Source organism: Sphingobacterium deserti (assembly GCF_000757725.1).
GTDB lineage: Bacteria > Bacteroidota > Bacteroidia > Sphingobacteriales > Sphingobacteriaceae > Sphingobacterium > Sphingobacterium deserti.
Genome location: NZ_JJMU01000029.1, coordinates 126,679 through 151,603 on the forward strand (window position 1 = coordinate 126,679; position 24,925 = coordinate 151,603).

20 protein-coding genes and 1 tRNA gene are annotated in these 24,925 nt (G+C 40.4%); 10 read left to right on the plus strand and 11 right to left on the minus strand.

From position 1 onward, the window contains the following. Positions 1–94: 94 nt before the first annotated feature. Both DI53_RS10120 and DI53_RS10125 read left to right on the plus strand, forming a co-directional pair. Positions 95–3,514: an RNA-directed DNA polymerase gene (locus DI53_RS10120; RefSeq protein ID WP_037498521.1), complete on the plus strand. Its 3,420-nt coding sequence runs from the start codon at positions 95–97 to the stop codon at positions 3,512–3,514. Between the two features lie 27 nt (positions 3,515–3,541). Continuing rightward, positions 3,542–4,201: a hypothetical protein gene (locus DI53_RS10125; RefSeq protein WP_037498524.1), complete on the plus strand. Its 660-nt coding sequence runs from the start codon at positions 3,542–3,544 to the stop codon at positions 4,199–4,201. A gap of 200 nt (positions 4,202–4,401) precedes the next feature. Here the strand turns inward: DI53_RS10125 and DI53_RS10130 are convergent, their stop codons facing one another. The 6 genes from DI53_RS10130 to DI53_RS10155 all read right to left on the minus strand — a co-directional run bounded on the left by DI53_RS10130 (position 4,402) and on the right by DI53_RS10155 (position 10,340). Then, on the minus strand, positions 4,402–5,589 hold the full coding sequence (locus DI53_RS10130) for a carboxypeptidase-like regulatory domain-containing protein (protein WP_037498526.1): 1,188 nt from the start codon (positions 5,587–5,589) through the stop codon (positions 4,402–4,404). A gap of 371 nt (positions 5,590–5,960) precedes the next feature. Next, positions 5,961–6,506 carry a hypothetical protein gene (locus tag DI53_RS10135; RefSeq protein WP_131555234.1) on the minus strand — a complete coding sequence of 182 codons (546 nt, stop codon included), beginning with the start codon at positions 6,504–6,506 and terminating at the stop codon, positions 5,961–5,963. A gap of 419 nt (positions 6,507–6,925) precedes the next feature. Next, positions 6,926–7,447: a hypothetical protein gene (locus DI53_RS10140; RefSeq protein ID WP_037498532.1), complete on the minus strand. Its 522-nt coding sequence runs from the start codon at positions 7,445–7,447 to the stop codon at positions 6,926–6,928. A gap of 145 nt (positions 7,448–7,592) precedes the next feature. Beyond that, positions 7,593–8,573, minus strand: a complete 981-nt coding sequence (locus tag DI53_RS10145; RefSeq protein WP_037498535.1) for a hypothetical protein — start codon at positions 8,571–8,573, stop codon at positions 7,593–7,595. After that, a complete protein-coding gene (locus tag DI53_RS10150; RefSeq protein ID WP_037498538.1) occupies positions 8,518–9,852 on the minus strand; it encodes a hypothetical protein in 1,335 nt (444 codons plus the stop codon). Before DI53_RS10150 ends, DI53_RS10145 begins: the two co-directional genes overlap by 56 nt. A 416-nt stretch (positions 9,853–10,268) precedes the next feature. Then, a tRNA-Glu gene (locus tag DI53_RS10155) sits at positions 10,269–10,340 on the minus strand. 127 nt (positions 10,341–10,467) lie between these two features. Between DI53_RS10155 and DI53_RS10160 the strand changes: the two genes are divergently transcribed. Continuing rightward, entirely contained in the window at positions 10,468–12,954 is a 2,487-nt protein-coding gene (locus DI53_RS10160; RefSeq protein ID WP_081939428.1) for a beta-N-acetylhexosaminidase, read from the plus strand. Here the strand turns inward: DI53_RS10160 and ytxJ are convergent. From ytxJ to DI53_RS10185, 5 genes are all read right to left on the minus strand, one after another. Then, entirely contained in the window at positions 12,941–13,276 is a 336-nt protein-coding gene (gene ytxJ / locus DI53_RS10165; protein WP_037498541.1) for a bacillithiol system redox-active protein YtxJ, read from the minus strand. The genes DI53_RS10160 and ytxJ overlap by 14 nt on opposite strands. Position 13,277: 1 nt before the next feature. Next, positions 13,278–13,994 (minus strand): hypothetical protein, encoded by a 717-nt coding sequence (locus tag DI53_RS10170; protein WP_052072320.1) that lies wholly within the window; start codon positions 13,992–13,994, stop codon positions 13,278–13,280. Between the two features lie 216 nt (positions 13,995–14,210). Continuing rightward, positions 14,211–14,702: a 6,7-dimethyl-8-ribityllumazine synthase gene (gene ribH / locus DI53_RS10175; RefSeq protein ID WP_037498544.1), complete on the minus strand. Its 492-nt coding sequence runs from the start codon at positions 14,700–14,702 to the stop codon at positions 14,211–14,213. A gap of 69 nt (positions 14,703–14,771) precedes the next feature. After that, a complete protein-coding gene (locus tag DI53_RS10180; protein ID WP_037498547.1) occupies positions 14,772–15,440 on the minus strand; it encodes a tetratricopeptide repeat protein in 669 nt (222 codons plus the stop codon). 87 nt (positions 15,441–15,527) lie between these two features. Then, positions 15,528–17,450, minus strand: coding sequence for a polysaccharide biosynthesis protein (locus tag DI53_RS10185; RefSeq protein ID WP_037498550.1), 1,923 nt, complete (start codon positions 17,448–17,450; stop codon positions 15,528–15,530). A 118-nt stretch (positions 17,451–17,568) separates the two neighbouring features. Here DI53_RS10185 and DI53_RS10190 point away from each other — a divergent pair, with 118 nt between their 5' ends. From DI53_RS10190 to DI53_RS10225, 7 genes are all read left to right on the plus strand, one after another. Then, complete coding sequence (locus DI53_RS10190) at positions 17,569–18,780, plus strand: alanine dehydrogenase (RefSeq protein ID WP_037498553.1); 1,212 nt, start codon at positions 17,569–17,571, stop codon at positions 18,778–18,780. A 3-nt stretch (positions 18,781–18,783) separates the two neighbouring features. Then, positions 18,784–19,629, plus strand: coding sequence for an alpha/beta hydrolase (locus tag DI53_RS10195; protein ID WP_037498556.1), 846 nt, complete (start codon positions 18,784–18,786; stop codon positions 19,627–19,629). Positions 19,630–20,492: 863 nt separating this feature from the next. After that, on the plus strand, positions 20,493–20,903 hold the full coding sequence (gene tsaE, locus DI53_RS10205) for a tRNA (adenosine(37)-N6)-threonylcarbamoyltransferase complex ATPase subunit type 1 TsaE (RefSeq protein WP_037498562.1): 411 nt from the start codon (positions 20,493–20,495) through the stop codon (positions 20,901–20,903). A gap of 67 nt (positions 20,904–20,970) precedes the next feature. Beyond that, the gene (locus DI53_RS10210; protein WP_037498565.1) at positions 20,971–21,516 is read left to right on the plus strand and encodes an RNA polymerase sigma factor; all 546 of its coding nucleotides are present in this window, start codon (positions 20,971–20,973) and stop codon (positions 21,514–21,516) included. Beyond that, complete coding sequence (locus tag DI53_RS10215; protein ID WP_037498568.1) at positions 21,513–22,262, plus strand: hypothetical protein; 750 nt, start codon at positions 21,513–21,515, stop codon at positions 22,260–22,262. Before DI53_RS10210 ends, DI53_RS10215 begins: the two co-directional genes overlap by 4 nt. A gap of 5 nt (positions 22,263–22,267) precedes the next feature. Beyond that, positions 22,268–23,059 carry an outer membrane beta-barrel protein gene (locus DI53_RS10220; protein WP_037498571.1) on the plus strand — a complete coding sequence of 264 codons (792 nt, stop codon included), beginning with the start codon at positions 22,268–22,270 and terminating at the stop codon, positions 23,057–23,059. A gap of 81 nt (positions 23,060–23,140) precedes the next feature. Continuing rightward, positions 23,141–24,187 carry an ABC transporter ATP-binding protein gene (locus DI53_RS10225; RefSeq protein ID WP_037498573.1) on the plus strand — a complete coding sequence of 349 codons (1,047 nt, stop codon included), beginning with the start codon at positions 23,141–23,143 and terminating at the stop codon, positions 24,185–24,187. Positions 24,188–24,925 lie beyond the last annotated feature (738 nt).

The window sequence follows — 24,925 nt, forward strand, 5'->3', positions numbered from 1 at the left end:
GAGTATTATTGTTTTTCCAAAACTTCTTATTTAATTTTACACACGCCTAACATAAAAAAAGCCAATAGCAGTAAGCAACCTTAGATCACTAAAAATGCAATTCGACCTTTCAGAAGACCAAGTTTTTAATGCTTATAAAAAATTAAAGCACTATTTTTTTTACGATAGTACGACTCTATTTGTAAGGAAAAAAATAGCTGATTTCGAAAATGAGCTATTTTTAGAAGCCGACGATATAAGCTCCGTTAAACGAAAGTTAAAGTTTAAGGTGTCCGATTGTTTGGAAAAAATTCTTTCCAAAAGTGATTATTTATATAAAAATATAGATCTTAACATTCTCCCTAAGAAGATAAAAGAAAACAAAACAGACATTGTAACTAATAGCTCAAAAGAAGCTTTCGAAATTGAGATTGAAAAAATGAATTTTTATTTAGATGCACCCGTTGAGATTCATATCTTATCGGTTCTTTGGGTAATGTTTGCAGGAAGATACTTGGACAATAATTTAAGAGATTTTAATTATGCCAATAAACTCAATTTGGATATCGATGAAGATGACAAACCTCAAGAAAATCTCAAACTCTACAAACCCTATTTCGTTCAATATCAACAGTGGCGAGATGATGCGATAAAAAAGGCGGAAGACCTTTTAAACGAGAAAAGAAATGTTACAATTTTAAGTCTCGATATCAAGGAATACTATCATTCTATACGACTAAATCTCGAATCAATGGTTGATACATTAGACTCATGTATCAAAGGTTATTACAGATATAAAGGTGAATATTTACTTAGTGAAGCATTAGACTTAAGTAGAAAACTAACTGCTGCGCTTCATGAGATTCATATAGTATACTATGAAAATCTAAAAAAATACAGAAAAGATAGTGATAGAAAGGTTGATCCAGCAAATTGTTCATTACCCATAGGACTAGTATCTTCAGGATTATTAGCTAACTACTATCTAGCAGATTTGGATTCTCATATCATTCAAAAAATTAATCCAGCCTTTTATGGAAGATATGTCGATGATCTTATGTTTGTGTTTTCAGATCTTGATAATCATGTTAAACCAAATGTTGTCTCACCAACTGTTTCATTCATCTATGACAATTTTGTTAAAAAGGGTATCATGGATATTTGTCCCAAAAATGACTTGGCCAATTCTGTTTTTTTCAAAAATCCGGAGGATAAGAATTGTGAATTCATTCATGCTAAAAATGATATTAACATCTCGAACTTCGATTTTAAAAGTTATGCAGATATAGGACTCGATCGAGAAGAGCTAATTTCTAGATTGGCCCATTCTATAGACTTTAGAATTAGAGTTAAAGAGGGTTTTGAAAAACAACATTCTCAGTCGCGGGAAGATAATATTGGTGGAAATTTGTTAACTATTCAAAATGAGAAAATTGTCCTACACTATTTCAATTGGAAAGAATCAAGAGCAGTACTAAATATCTTTAAAAAGCGATTAGAACAGCAAAGGAGTGAATTCCGTTTTCTTCCAGATGAAGACGAAATTAATGATGAGTTTGACGAGCAGGCATTTAGTTTACGATATAATGACTCCGAAAATAAGTTTAGAAGTATACAAGATTATTCAGAAAACAAATATGGTGCTTCTAAATTTCTCGCAAAGAAGATTTTTGCGTTAAGCTATGGAGATATAGAAGAGGACAAAACTACGGATAAACAAATTTTGACTTTTTTTACTGAAGCAACTGCTTTAAATTTTTATTCCCTATGGGAGAAGGTTGCAACCTATTTCGTTTTACAAGGTAGAACTGATCACCTAATAAATTTCAAAAGGAATATAGAGTTTGCTATAAAGAAAATAAAAATTGGAGAGAATGCCGCTTCCATTGTGGAAGAGAAATTAACTACCGATCTGTCTAAATTCCTAGATGTGTCCATATCTATATCTCTTGTTTTGAATCCTGCATTAAAGTTTGGCTTTTTAAATGAATCAGAAAAAAGCTGGCTAATAGATATTAAAAAGACTGTTGCAGTAATTAGGAAAAGTAATTTGTTTCGTAGCTCTTTGATTTCTTTACCAGGGATTAACTACACCAGCTACTTGTTTAATGATGATAGTCTGTTGGAAAATGACTATAATAAGTTTACAAGGAAGTCTAAGCACAGTAATCACGAAAATGCCACATATGCAGATTTTGATTACGAGAATAATTTTTACAATGGCGAAGAAATCAATACGAGATTGGCACTTCTAGCCCCTAATTATATTCCCTTTCATGAAGTGAATATTTTAAAAATAATCAATACTGTTAGTAATCTCGATGAAGACAGCCTAAATGAGAAATTAGCACCTAAACCGTATAACCTGAAAACTGATACACCCTCTCAAAATAGTGTTTCGAAATTTGATATCCTTGATATAGATAAAATTAATTCTATTCCTGATTTAGCATTTATCGACTATTATAAAATTAATTATTCTTGGAAAACGCGATACCAAAGTGACGAAAAAAGGTTCTATCTGAAACAGAAGTATTTTTCAATCAAAATGAATGAGGAGTTAAAAAGTGGATTAAGATCTTTCAAAGTTACTATAGAAGGAGAACATGACGAAGATTTTTCTAATGACAGAATCGATAAGCGTATAGCTATTGCTAATATAAAAGTAGATACCGATAATATAAATAAAAGCATAGAAGGATTTCCGAATTTAAAAAGAGCGAGGAGAAAAACTGTATTTAAGCTTTTAAACGAAGCAGATCGTCTAGATGCGGATATGACTGTTTTTCCAGAAGTTTCGACTCCCTACTCCTGGCTAAGGTTGCTAGCAGAAAGAAGTCATAAACGATATATGGGAATAGTCGCGGGATTGGAGCATTGGGTAAATAATAAAGGGGTCGCATTAAATCTAATGGTCACAATCCTCCCCTTCAAAGTACACGAATACAAAACTTCGCTGATTAAAATACGTTTAAAAAACCATTATTCTCATGCAGAGAAGCACCTGCTTAAAGGTTATCGTTTACTACTCCCAGAAGAATTGTCTAAAAGTTATCAAATGTCATATGATCTATTTCACTGGAGGAAGTCATATTTTTCAGTTTATAATTGTTTCGAGTTAGCTGACATATATCATCGTTCGTTATTTAAATCCAAAGTCGATTTCATAATAGCTTCTGAATATAATCAAGATACTTCATATTTTTCAGACATTGCAGGCGCATGGGTTAGAGATGTCCATACGTACTTTATACAAGTAAATTCCTCGCACTTTGGAGATTCTAGACTGATACAACCCGCAAAGTCATATGAAAAAGATCTAATACAAGTTAAAGGTGGTATCAACTCTGTTATTTTAGTAGGAAATTTGGAGATTGAAAAAATACGTAAGTTTCAACTTGTTGAATATCATCTACAGAAAGATTTTATAGAAACGGGGAAGTATAGCTTCAAACCAACGCCACCAGACTTTAACAGAGCGAATGTAAGAGCTCGGATAAATAACAGCCAATTTTTTCCAAGCGATATAATATAAAATCAATAACCCTTAACATTAAAGACGATGAATTTTAGAGTTCAAGACTTGATGAAAATTTTGATACCCGGGATAATTACCACATTTCTTTCCGGAGTTTTAATTTTAGATGTGAAGCAATTTACAGTCCTGTCAAGCCTCATTAAAGACACAATGGCAGTCTGGATATTAGTTTTTCTTTCCGTCGTATATTTACTGGGATACTTTGTTGATTTTTTGGGGAGTTTACTTGAACAGTTGTTTTACAAATATTTTGACAAGCCATCACTTTCTTTACTAAATGAAAAGTTGAAAAGAATACCTTTAAGTGACAGAGAACAAATTATCGAATACTTATGCGAGAAATTAAAAAGAAGTTCTCACCGACCTTTCGACAAAAATTCTGCAAATGAACTTTTTAAATACGCGAATGTCTTAAAGGATTATTCGTCAAAACGCGGCAATGAAAAGATTTCAGATTATTATTTTTCTAAAATCTTAAGTAGAAACCTATCTTCCTCATTCCTAAGTACATTTGCTATTTACGCTGTGTTTTTTCTTATTACCCCAAAAGCAGTTCCATTCAACGTTTGTTCTTTAGGGCTATTTTTAGGATTTTTCTGCACAGGCTACCGATGGAGAATTCATTCTTTCTATTATAGTAGACAGGTTTTCTACACAGCATGTGAGAATTTATTTAAGAGTTAGAGATGTCTGTGAACTGTTTGGCGTGCTCTAGCCAACTTTAAAGCATTTCTAGACTTTCCAATTTTGGCAAATTGCGCCAATGCACAACAAATCCTCGCGCGAATTCCCTTGTTCAGATTGCGCGAATAATAGTAATGGAAGACTTTTTTCGCAGATTAATTATCTTGCAAAAGAAGTATTTATGACGTTCAACCTCCCTGCTACAACGCTAACTTTATCGTTTCCAATTCCTCCGCCGTAGGAATAATGGCCATGCGATCTTCCCAAAACCGCGATGTATAGCTGTTGCCATTCTTCGTTATCGAGGAGTTTTTAAATCGAGACATATCTTTCAGTTTATCCGCTTCTACAGATCCATCTGTGACAAGCACTTCAACGTTGGAACGCAATACACCGCTTTTCTTTCCAAGTTTGAAATCAATATCCTGCATAACTTTGCTAAACCTTAAAAAGACCCGATCCCCGGTATTGTAAATGTTCGTAGACCAGTCTTTTTTAACAGCGTATTTCAAAACGAAAAGATTGATAGATGGCATATACTGCAGGTGCGAGTCATACCCGTAGTCTACGCGTTGAATTTGGTTGGTCAGCTGATCAATGTATACAATCGCAGATGGGAGATACTTCCGGATGATACTCTTCGGGTTAACTTCGATTTTAGTCACCTGGCCCAAGTCTTGCAGTGAAAAGTCGAAATACATATCCTGATTTTTGCCGACAAACTTCAGGAGGTAATCCATCGTGTAGAATTCCTTTACAGATTTGTCGGTGTCAACCAGACTTTCAACATCAGATTTCCATTTTTCGTCACTCGAAACAGAATCCTTGATAAGCCTTGATTCGGCTACAAACGTTTCTACTTTGGGTTTTTTATTGGCAGCATTGATCTTATAAAAAATTGCAGCATCAGCATACTTAAAGAGCTCCTCATCTAAATAAGCAAACTCCCTGTAATACACATCTAGGATACTATTCTGTGCAATAAGCGCATCCGTAGTTTCAATAGCCGCATGTAATATCTCTGCCGCAGAACGAGGGAGTACCGTGACCTCCTCAAGTACTGTTGAGACCGGACTCAGCGTGAAAACAGCATGACCTTGGGAATGTATGGATTTCGATAAAGCAATGGTTTTTGTTTCAAAACCTATATGACTAAAGCGAATGCTATCATCACGGTGGGGCGCATCAACAATTAGCACGAACTTTCCTTCTTTATTACTGGTGGTACCGGTTGAACTGTTACCGAGCGAAACAGAAACGTATTCTAATGGTGCTTTGCTTACCAAATCTATTACCTCACCCGATAATTTAAGCGACTGCGCAAAGATGGCAGATGTGGATATTACAAAAGCCAATAGGAGGAGGAAGGTAGATCTCATTTTTTTCATTGCTTATAGACACATGTAGTTTGTATAGCCTTAGCTTTCAATTGTTAGGCCAACGATCTGGTAAAGTAACAAACCGCTACTGCTAGGCGGCGACCTTGGCGTAGCGCACTGGCGGCTCTAGAAATTATTGCAGACGAGTATGAATAACCAGCTTACATCGTATCAGGCTAGAAAGTAATGTTTCTACAACGATTTGTTTGCAAATATATCAAAATAAAAAGATTTATACATTTGTATGTTCCACCTGTTTCTATTTGTTTCCGCTGCGAAAACTTGACTTGTGATTATGAGATTGAAAAAATTTGGTATTTACTTTGTCGCAACAGATTCGGGGGTAGAAATTTATGAAAATTTTTGAAAGACCGAGATACCTATATGTTGTCATTCTTTTCTGCTTGTTCATTTCTACTCATTTGTCCTGCTCGCAATGTCAACAGGATAAATGTGAAAAACAAATTTACAGGAATTGAAAAATGGTCTCCGTCTATCACAAAACCGATCAAGCATAATAGGTTTATTAAAAGCCAAAACGCAAAGAATATTTCCCATAAAATTGTTGTCCTGCTGTATTGCACTGGTTTAATAAAAAGTTTGGTCGGCAACTTTGTTTTTAGGGTTGTCAAGAGAATAAATATGTTTAGCGGAATAAGTAGCAGTAAATAAAATGATATTTGTGTCATTAGCGGAATTCCTATGCTGTCCGCAAATGGAGGATAGTAGCCACGTTCGCCACGAAATATGTAATACCAACATGTGCCTGGTAAAAGCAGAAGCCAAACAATGTTTGCATAAATGAAAACTGCGGTTTTGGTAGGTGTCCTGTTGTTTTTAAAGTCATTAAATGTCTTGACTTTTGTAAATATTAAAAACAACAAAATTGTCATAGAAGCAATCGCTAGTCCTGAACCTAAGTCCATAAATGTCACTTTGCTTGTTCTGAGTTCCGCTTCTTTTTTGTAATAGTCGGACTTCTCTATGTCGTAAGATTTACTAATTAAATCGTCTGCCGATCTTTGGTCTTTGTAATACGGCAAAGTCAAGGAGTAGGAGAAAAGTACAAGTCCGATTAGAAAAATCAATAATGTTGTTAGTCGTGGTGTCATTCGCTGTATTGGGTTTTATGCAGGCTATAACGTTTCTGGTCTTGCTTAAGGAAGGAATTTTAGTGTAAAGGTATAATAGAATTAGCGGTGTTTTAGTTTCATATTATCGTAATAAGTTTGTATATCTTTTGTGTAAGCCTTTAATGCATCTTTTGTAAGACGTAGTAACGAAAGCAAAAATCTTTTTGCAGGCGAGAGCAGTCGTTCTTTGCTAATCTTATCATCTTCAAGTGCTAATGAAATCTTGTCAAAAGGTTTGCGACGTAAATAGGAGAGTTATCTCCCACTCCAAGAATTTTATCGTGATTAAAGATCTCAATCTCTTCGGAAATCATATCTTTCGATACCCATTCAAGCATGTTGCCGAACTCGGGATTAACTATTGTCTGAAAAAGCTGGTTTAGAATTGCGTTATCATTCTCGTATATGTATTTGTCGAATCCGCTTTTCCCCGGCATAGAGTTCCATGCTAGAAAATAGCCGAAGATACTGATAGCCCCCACAACATTATCTTGGTTGGGAAATTGAATTTCGAAAGTCAAGCACCGATCGTCTTCAATAAAATATGTATATCTTTTAATTGTTAAAGCTGGATAGGCCGCTTTAACTTGATGAATGATATTTACTATTGCATTTGGATGCTTTTTTTGAAAATCCTTCGCAAGATTCTCGATTAATTGTTTCCTTTGAGAGTCTTGTCTCCAAAAGAAATCAAAATCAAAATAATCGTTAATGATGGATTGAATTTTATTCATTGCTTATATCTTATGGACAACCATTGACAGTAGCTTTAGGCGTGGTTCTCCCGCTTAGCTGCGTACTTACATTAGCTTCAGGGGACAAGATTTTTAATTGTATAGTCATCTCAGTAGTAAATCTCGGAGTGTTAATCGAACTGTGTTACAGCGTTCCTTTTATGGTTCCTATGGATTCATCCAGCATAACTTTTTCGGCCCTAATATTATCGATAAAATCTTTTACCGTCAATCCTAGCTCTTTTCGGTGGAAATAGAAATAGAAGTCAAACGAGCCTCCCACGATACCCTTCTCGGGCAAATAAATAAATCGGTCGATGCCACGTTCGATCTCGTAATATACCCGGTGTTCATGCCAATCAGTGTATGTCCAAAATTTGTATAGGCGAGTTCCTTCGCCGTTGGTCAATATATCGGAAAGGTATTCTCTTCGGTCGCGTAACCTGGAGAACCAACTAAATTTAAGCGGCTCTCTAAGGGTATAAAGAGGAAACTCCAAACCTTTGTAAGTTTGCCGGAAAATTTTTTCAAAATCAACGATTCGATGTGGGGTTTGCTGCGTATTAATCGTGCCAAAAATATTGTTAAATACATCATGCCTATCATGTATGGAATAAAATTGAAGAAGGCAATTGTTACTTACATAGAAATGCTCACCTTTTTTAACAATAAGCTTGTATTTGTTGAAGAATTTCGTTCGGTCGCCCTGCAGAGCCGTAAAATTCCGCAGTGTAATATCATCGTACATTCTTCTAAAATGGTAAAAATCAACAATCGCTTCTTTTTTTAAGCTATCGGGATCTATCTTAGTCCAATTTGTCCTCGTCTTGAAATCGGGAAGAACGGAAAATAATATCAAGTTATCTTTTTGTTGCATGCCAGTTAACTCTTCTCCATAGATCACATTAAAAAGCTCTACATCGAAGTCAACCCCATAGAGTTCTTTTGTGGATAATGTATAATGGTTAATGCTGTAACGTTCGGATACAGAATCGACAAAAAAGTGCCTTACTTGACCAAAAAGCTTACTGCCTAGGCTGATAAGCAATAAGAGAAGGAAAGTGCGTTTGCTAAGGCGTACAAGTAGTTCCTGAAGTTCCACTTTTATAAGATTTATTGATTGCATCTTCTATCGTATTTAGATTTGTAACTACTCCGCCCTTTGCAAGAGCTAAAGCGTCACCGTAAGTCATATTTGGATTAAACTGTTGTATTGCTTTTGCAAGATCGTCTAGCAATGGCAAATACTCACTGTGCTCTAATGCGAATTTCATTTGTCCACTTATGTTCATCCCCCCTACACCTGAATAAATCGTAGTAAATTGTTCTCCAAGCCTTTTTTCCTCGTAAAAAAGAAAGGCATGCAAAACTTCATGGTACATAGTCGCCACAATATATTCTTGCGAAGCCGATAAAAGCATATTGCCGTTTAACGTTATCGTATGCAGCTTTCCTATATCATTGTTGGGGTTATAGGTGCCGTCGAGATCGCTTTGCATGGTCGTAACAGCCCTAAAAATAATATTGTTATCAAAATTATCAAATTTGCTTTTCATCCATATAGCTATCTTGCTTTGCAAGTTGGGCAACTTTGCAAGCACTTGTTGCGCGCAGTCATAACCTTGCAGGGAATCAATGATCTGTTTATTGCTTTCCGGTTCGTTTCCTGATCCGCCTGGGGTTTCCGGCGCATCTGGAACCCAGATATTCTCACAAACCAATTCTTCACTGGAATCAGTTAACTCCCAACCGTAACTTCCGCAGAATGTGGGCCAATGGCAATCTCTACTATGATAGATCTGAAGATCCGGGCCACAACCATAACTAGCAATTACCCAAGTACAATTGATCTCACGGGAGTTACAATGTTGCTCCCAACCCATTTTTTTTTGTGTCGATGACGTTTTAAGAATTGTCGCTGGATCCTTGAAATAGGGCGATCCGTTGTTGTACTTAATGAGGTTCGTTTCCCCGCTCTTTAGATTTTTCAGTAGCATTTTACCCGTGAATCCTCCAATTTCAATAATTTCACCGTTATTGTCTGTGTAGTAGAATGCTTTGTAAAATTCTTTTCCATTTTTTACAAGCAGATATGTTTTCCCTCCTCTTTCAATTGCAATCCTTTCCTTATTCTCTTTTAAATACGCCCGTACTGGAACGAACAGATACTCTACAGAATCGTTTGTCTTCTGTACGATTCCTTCATCCCATATCGGACTCCAATAAATTATTGCATCTGTGTTAGGATTGAATTTCGAATCTATTGCCAAATTCTGATACAACCTTTTTATTTGCTCGATTGGTGTTTCGCGCATTGGTTCAGCATTATTAAATGAATCTTTTCGACAGCCTATTAGGCAGGAAAAGATAACAGATAATAGTATCCCGATTTTTTTTAGGCTCATAATTATAATAATTTATTAAGCAAATATATTCATAACAATATATAGTGTATAATAAATTGTGTTAATTTTTTGTTGTGAAAAATATGGAGTATTTAATGGTGTAATTTATACTCATGATAATCATTAAAAAGTTGAGGCAAATTAAGCTGCATCCGTGCCGAGCTCTGCATCACCACTAAGAATTCAGGGATCAAATTAGCCCTGCAGCCAAAACCAGTCAAGATGTTTAAATTCACAACATGTTTACTGTCAATTGTTTAAGCCCCTTTCAGCGCGTCATTGTTTTCCATAGGGTGACGCGCCAATTGACGCGCTTGTTTTATGGGAATTTTTGAAAAAACCGATATGCCGTAAAAAACAAAAAGCCTGCAAACGTTGTGTTTGCAGGCTTTTGTATGTTTTGACTTTGATTTCTGTAGCCCGTAGGGGAATCGAACCCCTGTTTCAAGAATGAAAATCTTGCGTCCTAACCCCTAGACGAACGGGCCTTTTTGTGTTTCGGTGTGCAAATATAGGAAGGATTATCAATTATCCAAAATAAATTTTTAAAAAAGTATAATTTAAAAAAATAAGGTATTTTTAGGGTCTATCACAACCCTGACACAAACATTAACAATGAAACTAAAACACCGAATATTTACTATAGTAGGAGCAATGTGCTTGGCGAGTTTTTGGCTGCCCGCTTCCGCACAGCTTAGCAGCTCGCCCATTTCGCTGCAGTGGCGCACCGCAGAGGCATACAACGGAACAGACAATCTGGAATTGGCGCTGGTTTTAAAGAACAACAGCTCGAACGACTATGCCTTGGCAAACGCCGACCTGTGGTTTAATGCTATCTATCCGATTGAAGAAGCCAAAAAGTCGAATTACGAGATTTCAGGTAAAAATGGAAACCTGTTTAAGATTCGCTTTGCAGACAATCTTCGCCTTGCTCCGCAAGACTCGCTCGTGCTACAGTATACCACAAAATACCCTATAGTAAACATCTCCAACGTACCGAATGGATTTTACTTTCAGGATAGAAAAAATCCAGCAATCATCAACCCCGTATCCTTAGCGATACGCCCGATGAAAACCAGTGACGCCGACCAGGCCGGCTATTGGGCCAGCCTATACGATAAAAATAAAGCCCGGCAGGTCTCTGATGCATCGAAACTGATCTTGCCAAGCCCGAAGTCAATCAAGACACAGCGCGGCACGCTAGCCTTGGATAAGGACGTCTCCTATTGGGTGGCCCCGTCCTTCCAGTCGGAAATGCCCAATTTAAAGCTTTTCTCGGCTATGTTCCAGCAGCTGAATTTTTTGGAAAAGCCAGAACAGGATGCCCTGATCACCATTCGCAAGAAAGCGGGCTATGGCCCCGAGGCATACGCCTTAAAGGTTGCTAAGGATGGCATTCAAATCGAGGCGAGTGCGGAAGCCGGCGTATTCTACGCTATACAATCACTACGATCATTAGTAGATGCAGACGCTTGGAATAGCGGAAAGCTCGTGCTACCATTGGTTGATGTGCAAGATGAACCTCGATTCGCTTACCGCGGCTTTATGATGGATATCGCCCGGAATTTTAAAGATAAAGCAACGCTATTGAAATATATCGATCTACTTTCTTACTACAAGCTCAATACTTTTCATTTACACTTTATCGACGATGAAGGGTGGCGCATTGCGATTGCGGCCTTGCCCGAGTTAACGGAGATTGGCGCTAACCGATCGCCGGGGTTTGTGGAGCAGAAAGGTATTCAGCCTGCATACGGTTCTGGCGCGCGGTCCACAAATGCTGATTTTTTGAGCCGAGCAGATTTTGTTGAAATCTTGCGTTATGCGAAGCAGCGGCACATCACGGTGGTGCCAGAGATTGAAACACCGGGGCATGCGCGCGCCTCTATAAAAGCGATGGAAGTCCGGTACAACAAGTATTTGAAAACCGGAAACCGTGTGGAAGCAGAGCGTTACCTGTTGCATGATTTCGATGATAAATCAGTCTATAGTTCTGCACAATATTGGAATGACAATGTGATGAACGTGGCTTTGCCTTCGGTTTATTCGTTTATCGGAGTCGTGTTGGATGAATTTAAGTCCATGTATAGCGAGGCTGGAGTAGAGTTGAAGAAAGTTTCCTTAGGTGGGGATGAAGTACCGAATGGTGCTTGGGAAAAATCGCCTAAGATCAAACAGCTGATGGATAGCACAGGTATGAAATCGGTATACGAAGTGTGGCCATATTATATCAAAAACATAAACAAGCTTTGCCAAGATAAGGGTCTTCAGCTGGTGGGCTGGGAAGAAATGGGGATGGTGAATAAGGGCAAAGGGATGGAAGTAAACCACGACTTAGCAACGGCCAATATCCAACTTGACGTATGGAATAATCTCATTGGCGCAGGACAGGAGGATTTGGCTTACAAATTAGCGAATGCCGGATACCCTACCGTCTATATCAGCGCCAACAACAATTATTTTGATATGGCTTGGGATACGTATTTCGAAGAGCCAGGTTTGAAGTGGGCTTCTTATGCGGATCTTTATCAATCATACACCTTTTTACCGGAGAACTTTTTTGCGTCTATTGACCACAGTGTTAATGGCGCCAAGTTTAAGCCGGGGCATTTTAACGACAAAAAGCGCCTTAACGAAAAGGGCAGGTCTAACTTGATAGGGATCAAAGGTGGCTTATGGGCCGAAACCGTGGCTTCTCCCGAAAGATTGGACTATATGATATTCCCGAGGTTATTCTCCCTTGCTGAGCGCGCTTGGGCGCCACGCAAGGCGTATGAAGACGATGCAAAGTTTGACATCAAAAGCTTCAATAGGGATTATAGCGAGTTTTTGAATAAAGTAAGCCACAGCGAGCTCCCTAAAATCTCTTCACAGGTGGCGTACCGATTGCCTGCAGTGGGGGTCAAAGAGATGAATGGGAAGCTATACGCCAATACAGAATACCCGAACTATAGTATTTACTACACTGTGGATGGATCAGCACCGACCTTATCAAGCCTGAAATATACCAAGCCGATTCCTGTGAAAGCAGGCCAAACGGTTAGTTTTTCAGTCCTGGATAACCAGGGAAGGCAAGGTACAGTGTCTGTTATTCGGAAATAGCAGCAGCGACAGCATCAGCAAGTTCGATATCTTGATGTGATGCATGGTAAAGGCAAGAGTCTCCTTTTAGCACCAATAGCTGAGGAGATTCATGTCTAACCGACCATTGCTCCGCAATCGTGTTAGAGATATCACGATCCGCTATCAAATCCAGGTAGTAGAGTGGCATATCTGCCGGTAATTGTTTGAAATCGTATTCTAGATTCCGTTTTGCCATGCTGCTGACGGAGCAGCGTGTGCTATGTTTGAAGACTATGAATGCGCTACTAGCTGCACGAAGTTCTTCCAATTGTGCTATTGACGTCAGGGGTTTCCAGCTCATATTAAAGGTTTGAAAATTGTGTGTCTTCCATTTCTGTAAATGCAGCCACGGTTGTAAACGATGTACTTTTATCTTGGTTTCCCAAGCTCTTGAATGTTGTAGGCAACATTAAACCGCCACCGATATCTTTGTATCCATCGACGTAAAATTCGTTACCTTCTTTATCAATAATTTGTTTGATAATCCCTGTTTCGCCATTGTAATACAGCTCGCCAGATAAGTTGTTTTGTTTTACTTGAAAGGGGATATGTTGCAACTTTTCGGCGTTCACAATTTTTAAAGCAGCTTTTCCTGTTTTATCAACCAATGTAGGTAGAAACAGAAAGGATGCGTCTTTGTTAAACTGCTCGTTTATTTTCGAAAAGACTTCTTCGCCCTCAGCGGATATGGATTTGCTTTCAACACCATTATAGGATAGCTTGGACAGTTTATCTGTTTTGAAATTGAACAAGGCTATCCAGCTATCGCCATCGTTAGATTTACCTTCAAACCGCACTTGGCCAGACTGTTTGTTGATCAAGAATTTCCGTCCATTCTGTAAAAACCGGGATTCATTGCCATGCGCTGTGAAGAGGATATAGTTTGTATTATCCCACTTTACTTTTCCGCCAATACCTTTCCATAATATCGAAACAGATTCTTGGCTAGCTTGGGCCATGAGCTGTCCTCCTGTGTATACGAGAAGACTAATAATTGCAGCCTTTAAAAATGTTTTCATAGTTTTTCTTGTTAAAAAAGAGATAGCAGCATTGCCTTTATAGGCAACGACCTGCTGTTGCCTTGTACATAAATTGTTGCTTTCTCGTTGAATAAGTGCTATAAGCGACGCACTTATTCAACGAAAGACATGAAGAATAGATGTCGCAGCTGGGGGAAAATATGCCAATGAGGAGAATAGCATAGCGCTTCATACCTAAAAAGCTTTGATTGCAGCCTAGCTATACTGCTTGCTAAGGCGAGCCATTTGAATGGCCGTGATTGCCGCTTCTTCACCTTTGTTGCCATGGATACCCCCGGAACGATCGAGCGCCTGTTGCAAGTTATCAGTGGTCAATACGCCGAAAATAACCGGTTTATTGTATTTCAGCGCCACGTTCGCAACGCCGTGTCCTACGGCATCGCAAATGAAATCAAAATGCCTGGTTTCACCTTGTATCACACATCCCAAGCACACGACAGCATCGATGGCATTATTCCGTAAAATAATATCCGCGCCTGATATAAGTTCGTAGCTTCCCGGCACCCGAAGGACTTCGATGTCTTTCTCCTGCGCACCATGATTTAATAGACCGCTTACCGCACCGTCTAATAAAGCTCCGGTGACTTCGGCATTCCACTGCGATACCACGATCGCAAATTTTAACCCTTCTGCATTTCCAACTTCTAAATGTGAGAAGTCTGAGAGATTTTTCAAGCTGCTTGACATGGAGGCAAAGGTAAATAAAAAAGGCTACTTAATAAAATAAGCAGCCTGTAAGTCTCTTTATAGGGTATACTACTGTTTCGCTTGTACACGAGCTAGTGGACCATCAATCATGTTTGCTTCCGGGCTTTCTGGATAGTCTGATTTAATAGACTGGTAAGCCTTTTCTGCATTTTTGAAGTCTTCCAACGCCTCGTAGACCAAGCCTAGCTTCTTAAGGAACAACGGCGTAGTATAGGTATTACTTGCTTTATCTGCTGCTTTCTTGTAATAGTCTGCTGCTGATTTGTAGTCTTTCGATTCAGAATAGGCATCACCAATTAATCCGGTCACTAAAGGGTCTAAAACCTCGCTTCCTGTATCTGAATACTTTTGTAAGTATTTGATGGCATCTTGGAAGTTACCTTGACGAAGGTATAGACCGCCCAAATAGGCATTTGCGATGTTAGCAGATTTTGTATTAGAATATTCATCAGCAATTTCTTTGAAACCCAAGAACGATCCATCTCCGTTTATAGCTTTTGCCTGTAGGGAGTCTATCATGGCATATTCTTCTGCTTTATAAATTTGATTGGCAGCTTTTTCTGCACGCGGAGCCAAATACAATTTCTGGTACCCCATATACAACAATATCAAAACGATGATACCGCCGACAATAAAGGCTATACTTTTTTGGTTGTCCTGAAAAAAAGAACCTGTTGACTTTTTAGGTTCTAATGGATTTACATTTGTGTTTGACATCTGCTAGTATCGAATAATAAATATGGAACGCAAAATTACACTTTTAAAAGTTTATTGCAAGTATTAATATAAAATCTCGGCTTTATATCAGTTAGTTGAGCGAGAAACGTCATTGTCCAATTGCTCATAAATGGAATTACGGCTTTTAAATTCCGGAACAATCACTTTCATTTGACGGACGATATTTAAATTGTCGTTTGTTTGCGTTTGTTTAAACAAAACATCGATCTGACTATCGACCAAATCGTAATTATTTTCCCGAACTTTTGCGATCATGATTTTTTGGTGATGGGTAGGCATGGTGTTTTCCAAATCATTCAGCAGCTCTTCGTATAGCTTTTCGCCGGGCCTGAGGCCGGTAAATTTGATGTCTATTTCTTTATAAGGAAGGAAGCCGGATAGCTTGATCATTTTCTCCGCCAGATCAACAATCTTCACAGATTTACCCATGTCGAACACAAAAATTTCCCCGCCATTGCCCATGCATCCAGCTTCGATCACCAACTGGCAAGCTTCTGGTATCGTCATAAAGTATCGGGTAATGTCCGGGTGCGTTACCGTTAACGGCCCGCCTTTCTCAATCTGTTCCTTGAAGCGAGGAATAACAGACCCATTGGAACCTAGTACATTGCCAAATCGAGTCGTGATAAACCTTGTTTTGAGATCCGCATGCTTTTCTAAAATATTGTTGTTTAAAGCTTGCACATACATTTCGGCAATGCGTTTAGTAGCGCCCATCACATTGGTAGGGTTTACGGCTTTATCCGTCGATACGAAAACAAATTTCGACACATTAAATTCTACCGCAAGGTTGGCCAGCGTGTAGGTGCCCAATACGTTGGTGCGCACACCCTCTATTGGGTGGTTCTCCATCATCGGTACATGCTTGTAGGCTGCTGCATGGTATACATATTGGGGTTTGAAGGTTTCAAACAGCGTACGCATGCGCCCTTCATTTTTCACATCGGCAATGAACGATTGGTAGGCCTGGTTTTTAAAGCGCTCCTGTAAGTCTAAATGTAGGTTATGTAAGGGCGATTCCGCTTGGTCGCAAAGAATAATCAGCTGTGGGTTAAAAAGCCCAAGTTGTTTTGCTATTTCGCTGCCGATCGAACCAGCTGCACCGGTTACTAAAATGCGTTTCCCCGCCAACTGATCGCGAATGTTATCGTGTGATAAGATAATAGGGGCCCGCTCCAGCAAGTCTTCAATTTTAACTTTCTTAATCTGGTTGGGCGACAAAGTGCCGTTGATAATCTCACTGACAGGCGGGAGGGTAAGCACATTGACATTGCTTTCCAGGCAGACATCCGTCGCCGCATCTTTTTTCTCCGGATCAACTTTATGCGAAGCAAAGATAAGTTCGTCGATACCCAGCTTTTCTATCAGCTTGGCCAAATCTCTGGAGTTGAAGATTTTTACCCCGTCAATGTATTTCCCGATCTTGGTGTCATTATCATCAATATAAGCCACGATAAATTTGTTCGATTTTAAATCATGGTCAAAGGTGCGTTTTACGGCAATACCCAAATCTCCCGCGCCATAAACCACCACATTCTTTTTCTCCGATGTTTTGGTTTTATTGTATTGGAAAACAATTTTGATCAGGGTTCTGTAGGTTGTAAGGCCGGTGAAGGCGAACAAACTATAGATAATGATAATGTTTGTAGGCAATAATGAAGGAATACGAAGCGCGATCAACAGCAACTTTATGGCAAACAAAATGATGATGTTGAATAAAAGCGTTGATAGTATACGTATAGAATCGACAGCACTTGTATAGCGAACGATGCCAGAATATAGCTTAAATACCAAAAAGGAAAACGAGGTAGTGGCTAAACAATAGATAATGTCTACTGCAAATTGCGAACGGGCGTAAGCATTCAGGTTGAAGGAGTAGTAAAGCGCATACGCAAAGATGAACGCGATAGCAGCGATAAACAAATCGAACAGAAATATAGTCCACCTCGGAACAATGCCGATTTGATTGAAAATAGGTAGTTTTTGCATTAACGTGATGTTACACCATGGTAAAAGTAGAAAAAAAAATGGATTTAATATTCTTTGCCACGGAATATGAATAATAATCTTTAATTTCACTAGTTTTGAAAAGGAAGCTATTGCCCTTATGAATGATATGTCAAAAATTGCCCAAAAAGCTATATTTCAAACGCAAGAAGCGTTTGCAAGCGTCGGACGGAGCCGAAATTCGTTGAAGATAGGTGTTCCGAAAGAGATATCATTTCAAGAGAAAAGAATTCCGTTAACCCCCTTGTCCGTTGCGCTATTGGTGGAATATGGGCACGAGGTTGTTATTGAATCTGGGGCGGGTGATGCTTCCAATTTTCTCGACCAACATTACAGTGAGCAGGGAGCGCGTATCAGCCATGATAAACAGGACGTTTTTCAATCCGATATCATTATCAAGATTGCCAGTCCGACGCTTGAAGAAGTCGGAATGATGAGAAATAAACAGGTATTGCTGTCTTCTCATCAGCCATCCTTAATGGATTTAAAAGTGTTGCAGGGGCTGATGCGGAAGCAGATAACGGCGCTCTCCTACGAATATCTGAAAGACGAGGGCGGGCATTTGACGGTCGTTCGTGCGATGAGCGAGATCGTTGGCGCTACCTCCGTATTGATCGCAGCCGAGTACTTGAGCAATATTTTCGATGGAAAGGGATTGATGTTGGGGGGCGTAACGGGCGTGCCACCTACCGAGATGGTCATTATCGGCGCGGGTACTGTGGGCGAATATGCGGCGCGGACAGCTATCGCGCTGGGTGCACAAGTCAAAGTTTTTGATAGCTCCATTTATCGTTTACGGCGCCTGCAGAATAATGTAGGAAGCCGCGTCTTTACATCGGTTATTCAACCGATGGTGTTGAATAAGGCTGTAAAATCTTGTGATGTGGTAATCGGTGCGGTGCGCGCAAACAACGGTCGTTCGCCATGCATCATTACGGAAGAAACAGTATCCAGAATGAAGCCCAACTCGGTATTGATCGATGTAAGTATCGATCAAGGCGGCTGTTTTGAAACGTCGGAAGTGACAACGCATGATAAGCCTGTTTTCCGCAAGTATGACGTCATCCATTATTGCGTGCCTAATATTGCATCACGCGTGGCGCGTACCGCGACCTATGCGCTGACCAACATCTTCACACCATTGCTGTTGCAGATCGGCGAAAACGGAGGAATGAATAACATGATTTGGTCGGATAAATGCATTCGAAGTGCGATCTATCTATACCAAGGCATGCTTACAAACAAGGATATTGCTGAAAAATTTAATCTTCCCTCCAAAGACTTGGATCTACTTATTGTTGCTAATCAATAACACATGAAATTCCAATACACGTTTCTATTTGTGGTATTACTAAACTATTTTACGCTAGCCCAAGAAAAGGTAAAGCTTTACGATGTTATTCCGAATGCATCCAAAAGTGAGGCGATGCTGGGCGAAGAAAATATCCCTGTTTTATATCGCTATCCGTTAAAGGATGCTGATAAAGCGGTACTCATTATACCCGGTGGCGGCTATTCGCATGTTGCTATCAACCATGAGGGGCATCAGGTAGCTAAGGAATTTAATAAACAGGGCTACAGTGCTTTTGTGTTGTATTATCGCTTGCCAAAGGACGAAAATATGCCGGAACGCAAAGTCGGGCCTTTGCAGGATGCGCAGCGGGGCATGCAATATATCCGGAAACATTATGCCTTTAAAAAGGTAGGCGTAGTAGGTTTTTCCGCTGGTGGGCATCTCGCGGCCTCGCTCTCCAACCATTTTGGAGATGTAAAAATTGATAATGCGCAGCCGCAAAACCTACCGCCAGATTTTTCGGTGCTCATTTATCCTGTGATTTCCATGCGGGATAGTATAACGCACAAGGGATCCAAGAAGAGCCTGATAGGCGAGCATGCTGCGGAGCAGGATGTAGCCTATTTTTCGATGGATGAACGTGTTTCAAAAAATACACCGCCAACATTTCTCGTTCATGCCGCCGACGATAAAGTCGTGGTCCTCCAAAACTCCACAAGCTACAAAGAAGCGCTCGATCGCGAAGGGATACCCAATACGCTCTTTTTTTACGAGACAGGTGGGCATGGCTTTGGATTGCAAAACAAGACTGATTCGCGTAGCTGGTCTGATAGCCTTTTTGTTTGGCTAAAGGATGTTTTACGGTAGGGAGTAGTGCCTTGCCGCGGCATGCGGCAGATCGCTTGTCCCTAGCCGGGACTGGGCCATACTTTTTCAGATGAAAAAGTATACAAAAAATCTTTGTTTCATCGAGGCGATTTTTCCCACAACCCCACGCACAGCAGCAGGCTGCCTGTCAGGCTAGATGACATCCCAAAATCCTTTTAGATTGGATTTCGGGAAATAATCTCATGCCTTCCCATACCCACTAGGCCACGGCAGCCCTCTGCTCTTTCCATCGCTTAATGAAACGTAGAATGCCGTTATCTGGTTTCGAAAAGATACGGCTGGTCTTTCGCTTGATTGGTAGTGAGTAATGAGTATTGCATAGTGAGAAATTTTTGAAGAGCTATTATAATGCATTTGCCAATTTTAAACGAAATGTCGCCTCTTTTTTAGATGATAGTATGTAGTACTTAGTGTAAAGAATTGCGTAATGCGTATAGTGTAGCGAGAAGTTAAACTTTTCTTTATTGCTTCTTCCCATTATTAAACGAAATGTCGCCTCGAAAGCTTTGCGATATGTAGGAACTTGCCACTGCACAAGCCCTCCCTGCAAAGGTTTCAAGCGACGGGGTTTTGAATACTTTTGCCCCTCAAAAGTATTTGCCTTGCCGCGGCATGCGGCGGAAGGGGTGTGCGTCGGACAATCCGTTTGAAAAGCAAAAAAGTCGCCTTACAAAAGTAATACCCTGCCCTGCCTAAGGACGGATGGGGCTGAGCGGAGGACAATCCGTTTGAAAAGCAGACATCACCTTACAAGGGAAAAACCTTGCTGCGGCATGCGGCGGAAGGATTGTAGCGGAAACAAAAGTATTAGCATAATAAATGATATAATCCTACATTTGATCATGGAAATCCTTGTAAATAGCTTAGCAGAATTAAACGAAGTGACCGAAAAGATCTTATCAACTTTCCCGGATGACAGAATTTTTCTGTTTCACGGGAAGATGGGTGCAGGAAAAACCACGTTAATTAATGCGCTCTGTAGATCCCTAGGCGTACAGGAACCCACTTCAAGCCCTACATTTTCCATTGTCAACGAATATGTTTTCGAAGCAGGCAGCATTTTTCATTTCGATTTTTACCGGCTCAAAAATGAAGAAGAAGCTTTAGATCTAGGCTATGAGGAATACTTCTACTCTGGAAATTATTGTTTTGTAGAATGGCCAGAGAAAATTGCGAGCCTCCTGCCTGCTGATGCTGTACATATATATATAGAGGCGCTTTCGCCAGAACAGCGAAAAATTAGTATCGCATAATTTTTTTTGCGGCCATGCAACCATCCTTTCTTTTTCCCCGTCTTCCCTATAAAGACTAATCAAAAACTTGGAAAAGCAACCGTTGGAAATACTGTGGGCCAAATGCCTGAAAGGCGAACGCAAAGCGCAGTTCGAACTCTACCAATTGTTTTCCAAGAAAATGTTTGCCGTCTGCCTTCGTTATGCTTCAGACGAACAGCTGGCTAAAGACATTTTACAGATTGGCTTTATCAAGGTATTTCAGAAAGCGGAATATTTTGAAAGCAAGGGTTCATTAGAAGGATGGATAAGAAAGATAATGGTCAATACGGCAATAGAACATTACAGAAGAAACAACATCGCGATGGTTGAATCTGTCGACGAAAGGCATGAGGAGATTGCGGGATCAGTGGAAAGCGCTGATGCGGTTCATTACAAAGATTTGCTGGCGCTGATACAGCTGCTACCGGCAGGTTACCGCACCATATTCAACCTCTATGCTATCGACGGCTATTCACACCGCGAAATTGCCGAAAAGCTTTCTATCAGTGAAGGCAATTCAAAATCGCAATTATCAAGAGCAAGACAGTGGCTTAAGGAAAGACTACTTAATAGGGAAGGACAAGCATCATGAACGACGATCAATTAGATAAACTTTTCCGTGATCAATTAGCTGATCTGAACGTACAGCCGAGCGAAGATGTTTGGGCCGGTATCGACGCGGAACTTGGAATAAAGCGCCAGACTACTCCTTTTTGGAAACAGCCATGGCTTCGTTACGCTGCCGCTACAATAATCGTCGTCGGTATCGCCGCGTTACTTTACAACAATACGGAAGATCAAATTCAAAAAGCCGCGGAAGTACAGGTTGTTAAAACACCAGCAACCAGTAGCGATCGGAAAATAGAAAAGTCAGGTATTGCAGATGCATTACAGCTGGAAGATAATTCAGCGGCGTATATCGTGGAAGAAAAAGTGCCGCAGAAAAAAGAATCATCAAATTCATCACCTTTGACCCCAACCGCGGCGGAGGAGTCGAAAAAGCTTGATTTGGAACTGCCCGAGATTCAAGTTGCGATGGTCGAGGTTGCTCCGATTGACAGCATTAAAAGCAGCGCGCTTACAAGTCATAAGGTGGTAGAGATAGATCCTATACAGCCGCTTATTGACGATCCGGAGGTAGAGGATTCTATGCTCGCGACTGTTCCACAAAATTCTGCCCCGCAGAAGGGTTTAGTAGCTGGGTTGCTCAATAAAATATCGGAAGTGGTGAACCCTGATGACAGCAAAACTATACACTTCAGCAATGACGAAGAAGGATCCCTTCGCGTTGACATATTTAATTCACTGGTAAAAACTCGAAAAAAGCATAGAAAATAACCATTATGAAAAATACACTTACAAGCTACATCCTATCCAGCTTTATGGCAGGCTTACTATTCATCGCATCGGTATCTGCACAGGAAGATACGAGCGATAGCACAGAAAATAGGCATATGGACTTTGAGCCTACGCTCGGTAAAAAAGATTACGACGACCGCGGGAAAGTTGTCACATACCCTCGGTTCTTCGGCGGGCTGACATTCACGCGGATCGATTGGGGATTTTCCCGACTTATCGACAATGGTAGCTTTACCTTATCTCCGGAGAACCAACCGCTGGATTACGGCAGAGCATCCAATTTTGGCTTTGATGTCGCTCAAGTAGGCCTCCGGTTTACGGATATGTTTAAGGTATATGTGTCTACAGGTTTCGAGTGGAACTACTTGCGACTAAAGAATGACGTGATATTAGATACAGACGCGGTGCCGTTAACGTTTGTGGAATCTACGACAGACTATAGAAGAAACGTATTTACGTCTACCTACCTACGTGTACCGCTGACTTTTGAATTTCGAAGCCGTAAAAACCGGCACGGCGATCGTGCCAAAATAGCGGTGGGTGCTATGACAGGTATATTGCTAAAGGGCACACAGCGACTGCGAAGTGAAGAGTTCGGAAGACAAAAATTCCGTGATAATTACAATTTGGCTAGCTTCCAATACGGTGCATTCGCCCGGGTAGGTTACGGCTCTATGGGAGTTTTCGCGAAGTATTACCTCAACGATATGTTTGAAAACAGCCCGAATCAGCAATCGCTAAATAATTTTACATTTGGATTGACGCTAGGTTTCTAAAAGCAGATCTAGCATTTAAGATCCTTGATATTAAATGCGTACTTTTGTGCCGGACTAAACAGTTTCCGGCACTTTTTCTTTATGGCACAAAAAACCTCTTCCTGTCAATATATACCGAATGATATTCAACGACCTGATGTTCCGCTGATTTTTGGAGAGCAGCTATCCCATACCTTTTCCGCCAAAGAGTCTGTCACAGCAGTAGATCAGGTGGACTTTGGCATTTCAGAGGGGAAGATAACGGCGATCATCGGAGAGTCTGGAAGCGGAAAAAGCACGCTGTTAAAACTTATCTACGGCCTTTTGGAGCCGTCTGAGGGTGAGGTGCGCTATAAAGGATGGCTTGTTCCCACGCGAAAGGATAAGCTTATTCCCGGGCATGATGCCATGCGACTGGTCTCCCAAGGCTTTGAAGACCTTAATCTATATGCCAAAGTTTGGGATAATATCGCCTCGCAACTTCCAAATACAAACCTTGCCAGAAAAGAATCGAAAACCCGGGAAACGCTAAAAAGACTGAAAATCGACCATCTTGCACAACAGCGCGTTGCAGATCTCAGCGGCGGTGAAAAGCAACGTGTGGCTATCGCCCGTGCGCTGATCAATGAGCCCGAAGTATTGTTAATGGATGAGCCTTTCAACCAGGTCGACGCGGCATTTCGGGACGCTTTGCAGCAAGATATCCGCACTATCGTAGAAGAGAGCGGACTTACCATCGTATTGGTATCTCATGACCCGACAGAAGTGCTCGCTATGGCTGATGAACTTATTGTGATGAAAAATGCAAAGATCCTGGAACAGGGAAATCCGGAGATGCTTTATTACAATCCGCGCCATAGCTACACAGCGCAACTTCTTGCGAAAAGTAATATATTGACAGCAGAGGAGGCGGCGGCATTGCATATCGAAACAGATACGAACATCGGCATCCATCAAGAAGACATTCACTATAAACCCGATAGTGAGGGGGCTTTCCTTATCAAGGACATTCGTTTTCGAGGATTTTTTAAGGAGCTTATCCTGAGCAACGGCTCGTTGACATTACACGCCATTTATTATCCTACCAAAGATCTTTCTATAGGTGTTTCTGTTAATATAGAGGTTGTAAGGTATGTGGTGTTTAATTAGGCTGTGCTTGACCTCCCTTTACACATCCTATCCGTCCTTTACCAAGAGAAGGCATTACTTTTGTAAGGGGACTTTTTTGCTTTTCAAACGGATTGTCCCTCGCTCAACCCTTCCGCCGCATGCCGCAGCAAGGTTTTTCCCTTGTAAGGTAATGTCTGCTTTTCAAACGGATTGTCCTCCACTCAGCCCCATCCGTCCTTAGGCAAGGCAGGGTATTACTTTTGTAAGGCGACTTTTTTGCTTTTCAAACGGATTGTCCCTCGCTCAACCCTTCCGCCGCATGCCGCGGCAAGGCAAATACTTTTGAGGGGCAAAAGTATTCAAAACCCCGTCGCTTGAAACCTTTGCAGGGGAGGTTTGTGCAATGGCAAGTTTCTACATATTGCAAAGCTTTCGAGGCGACATTTCGTTTAATAAGGGGAAGAAGCAATAAAGCAAAGAAAAGTTTAACTTCTCACTACGCTATACGCTTTACGCAATTCTTTACATTAAGTACTACATACTATCATCTAAAAAAGAGGCGACATTTCGTTTAAAACTGGCAAATGCATTATAATAGCTCTTAAAAAATTTCTCACTACGCACTACTCATTACTCAATACTAATAAATCGATAGACCAGCCGTATCTTTTCGAAACCAGATAACGGCATTCTACGTTTCATCAAGCGATGGAAAGAGCTGAAGACTGCCGTGGCCTAGTGGGTATGGGCAGGCATGAGATTATTTCCCGAAATCCA

Coding starts and splice junctions, on each gene's coding strand:
- ytxJ (WP_037498541.1), bottom strand. CDS start 13,276: ATGAGCTGGAAACCCCTGACGTCAATAGCACAATTGGAAGAACTTCGT.
- DI53_RS10225 (WP_037498573.1), top strand. CDS start 23,141: ATGGCACAAAAAACCTCTTCCTGTCAATATATACCGAATGATATTCAA.
- DI53_RS10150 (WP_037498538.1), bottom strand. CDS start 9,852: ATGAGCCTAAAAAAAATCGGGATACTATTATCTGTTATCTTTTCCTGC.
- DI53_RS10180 (WP_037498547.1), bottom strand. CDS start 15,440: ATGTCAAACACAAATGTAAATCCATTAGAACCTAAAAAGTCAACAGGT.
- DI53_RS10160 (WP_081939428.1), top strand. CDS start 10,468: ATGAAACTAAAACACCGAATATTTACTATAGTAGGAGCAATGTGCTTG.
- DI53_RS10140 (WP_037498532.1), bottom strand. CDS start 7,447: ATGAATAAAATTCAATCCATCATTAACGATTATTTTGATTTTGATTTC.
- ribH (WP_037498544.1), bottom strand. CDS start 14,702: ATGTCAAGCAGCTTGAAAAATCTCTCAGACTTCTCACATTTAGAAGTT.
- tsaE (WP_037498562.1), top strand. CDS start 20,493: ATGGAAATCCTTGTAAATAGCTTAGCAGAATTAAACGAAGTGACCGAA.
- DI53_RS10125 (WP_037498524.1), top strand. CDS start 3,542: ATGAATTTTAGAGTTCAAGACTTGATGAAAATTTTGATACCCGGGATA.
- DI53_RS10215 (WP_037498568.1), top strand. CDS start 21,513: ATGAACGACGATCAATTAGATAAACTTTTCCGTGATCAATTAGCTGAT.
- DI53_RS10145 (WP_037498535.1), bottom strand. CDS start 8,573: ATGCAATCAATAAATCTTATAAAAGTGGAACTTCAGGAACTACTTGTA.
- DI53_RS10195 (WP_037498556.1), top strand. CDS start 18,784: ATGAAATTCCAATACACGTTTCTATTTGTGGTATTACTAAACTATTTT.
- DI53_RS10120 (WP_037498521.1), top strand. CDS start 95: ATGCAATTCGACCTTTCAGAAGACCAAGTTTTTAATGCTTATAAAAAA.
- DI53_RS10130 (WP_037498526.1), bottom strand. CDS start 5,589: ATGAAAAAAATGAGATCTACCTTCCTCCTCCTATTGGCTTTTGTAATA.
- DI53_RS10185 (WP_037498550.1), bottom strand. CDS start 17,450: ATGCAAAAACTACCTATTTTCAATCAAATCGGCATTGTTCCGAGGTGG.
- DI53_RS10190 (WP_037498553.1), top strand. CDS start 17,569: ATGAATGATATGTCAAAAATTGCCCAAAAAGCTATATTTCAAACGCAA.
- DI53_RS10135 (WP_131555234.1), bottom strand. CDS start 6,506: ATGGACTTAGGTTCAGGACTAGCGATTGCTTCTATGACAATTTTGTTG.
- DI53_RS10220 (WP_037498571.1), top strand. CDS start 22,268: ATGAAAAATACACTTACAAGCTACATCCTATCCAGCTTTATGGCAGGC.
- DI53_RS10170 (WP_052072320.1), bottom strand. CDS start 13,994: ATGAAAACATTTTTAAAGGCTGCAATTATTAGTCTTCTCGTATACACA.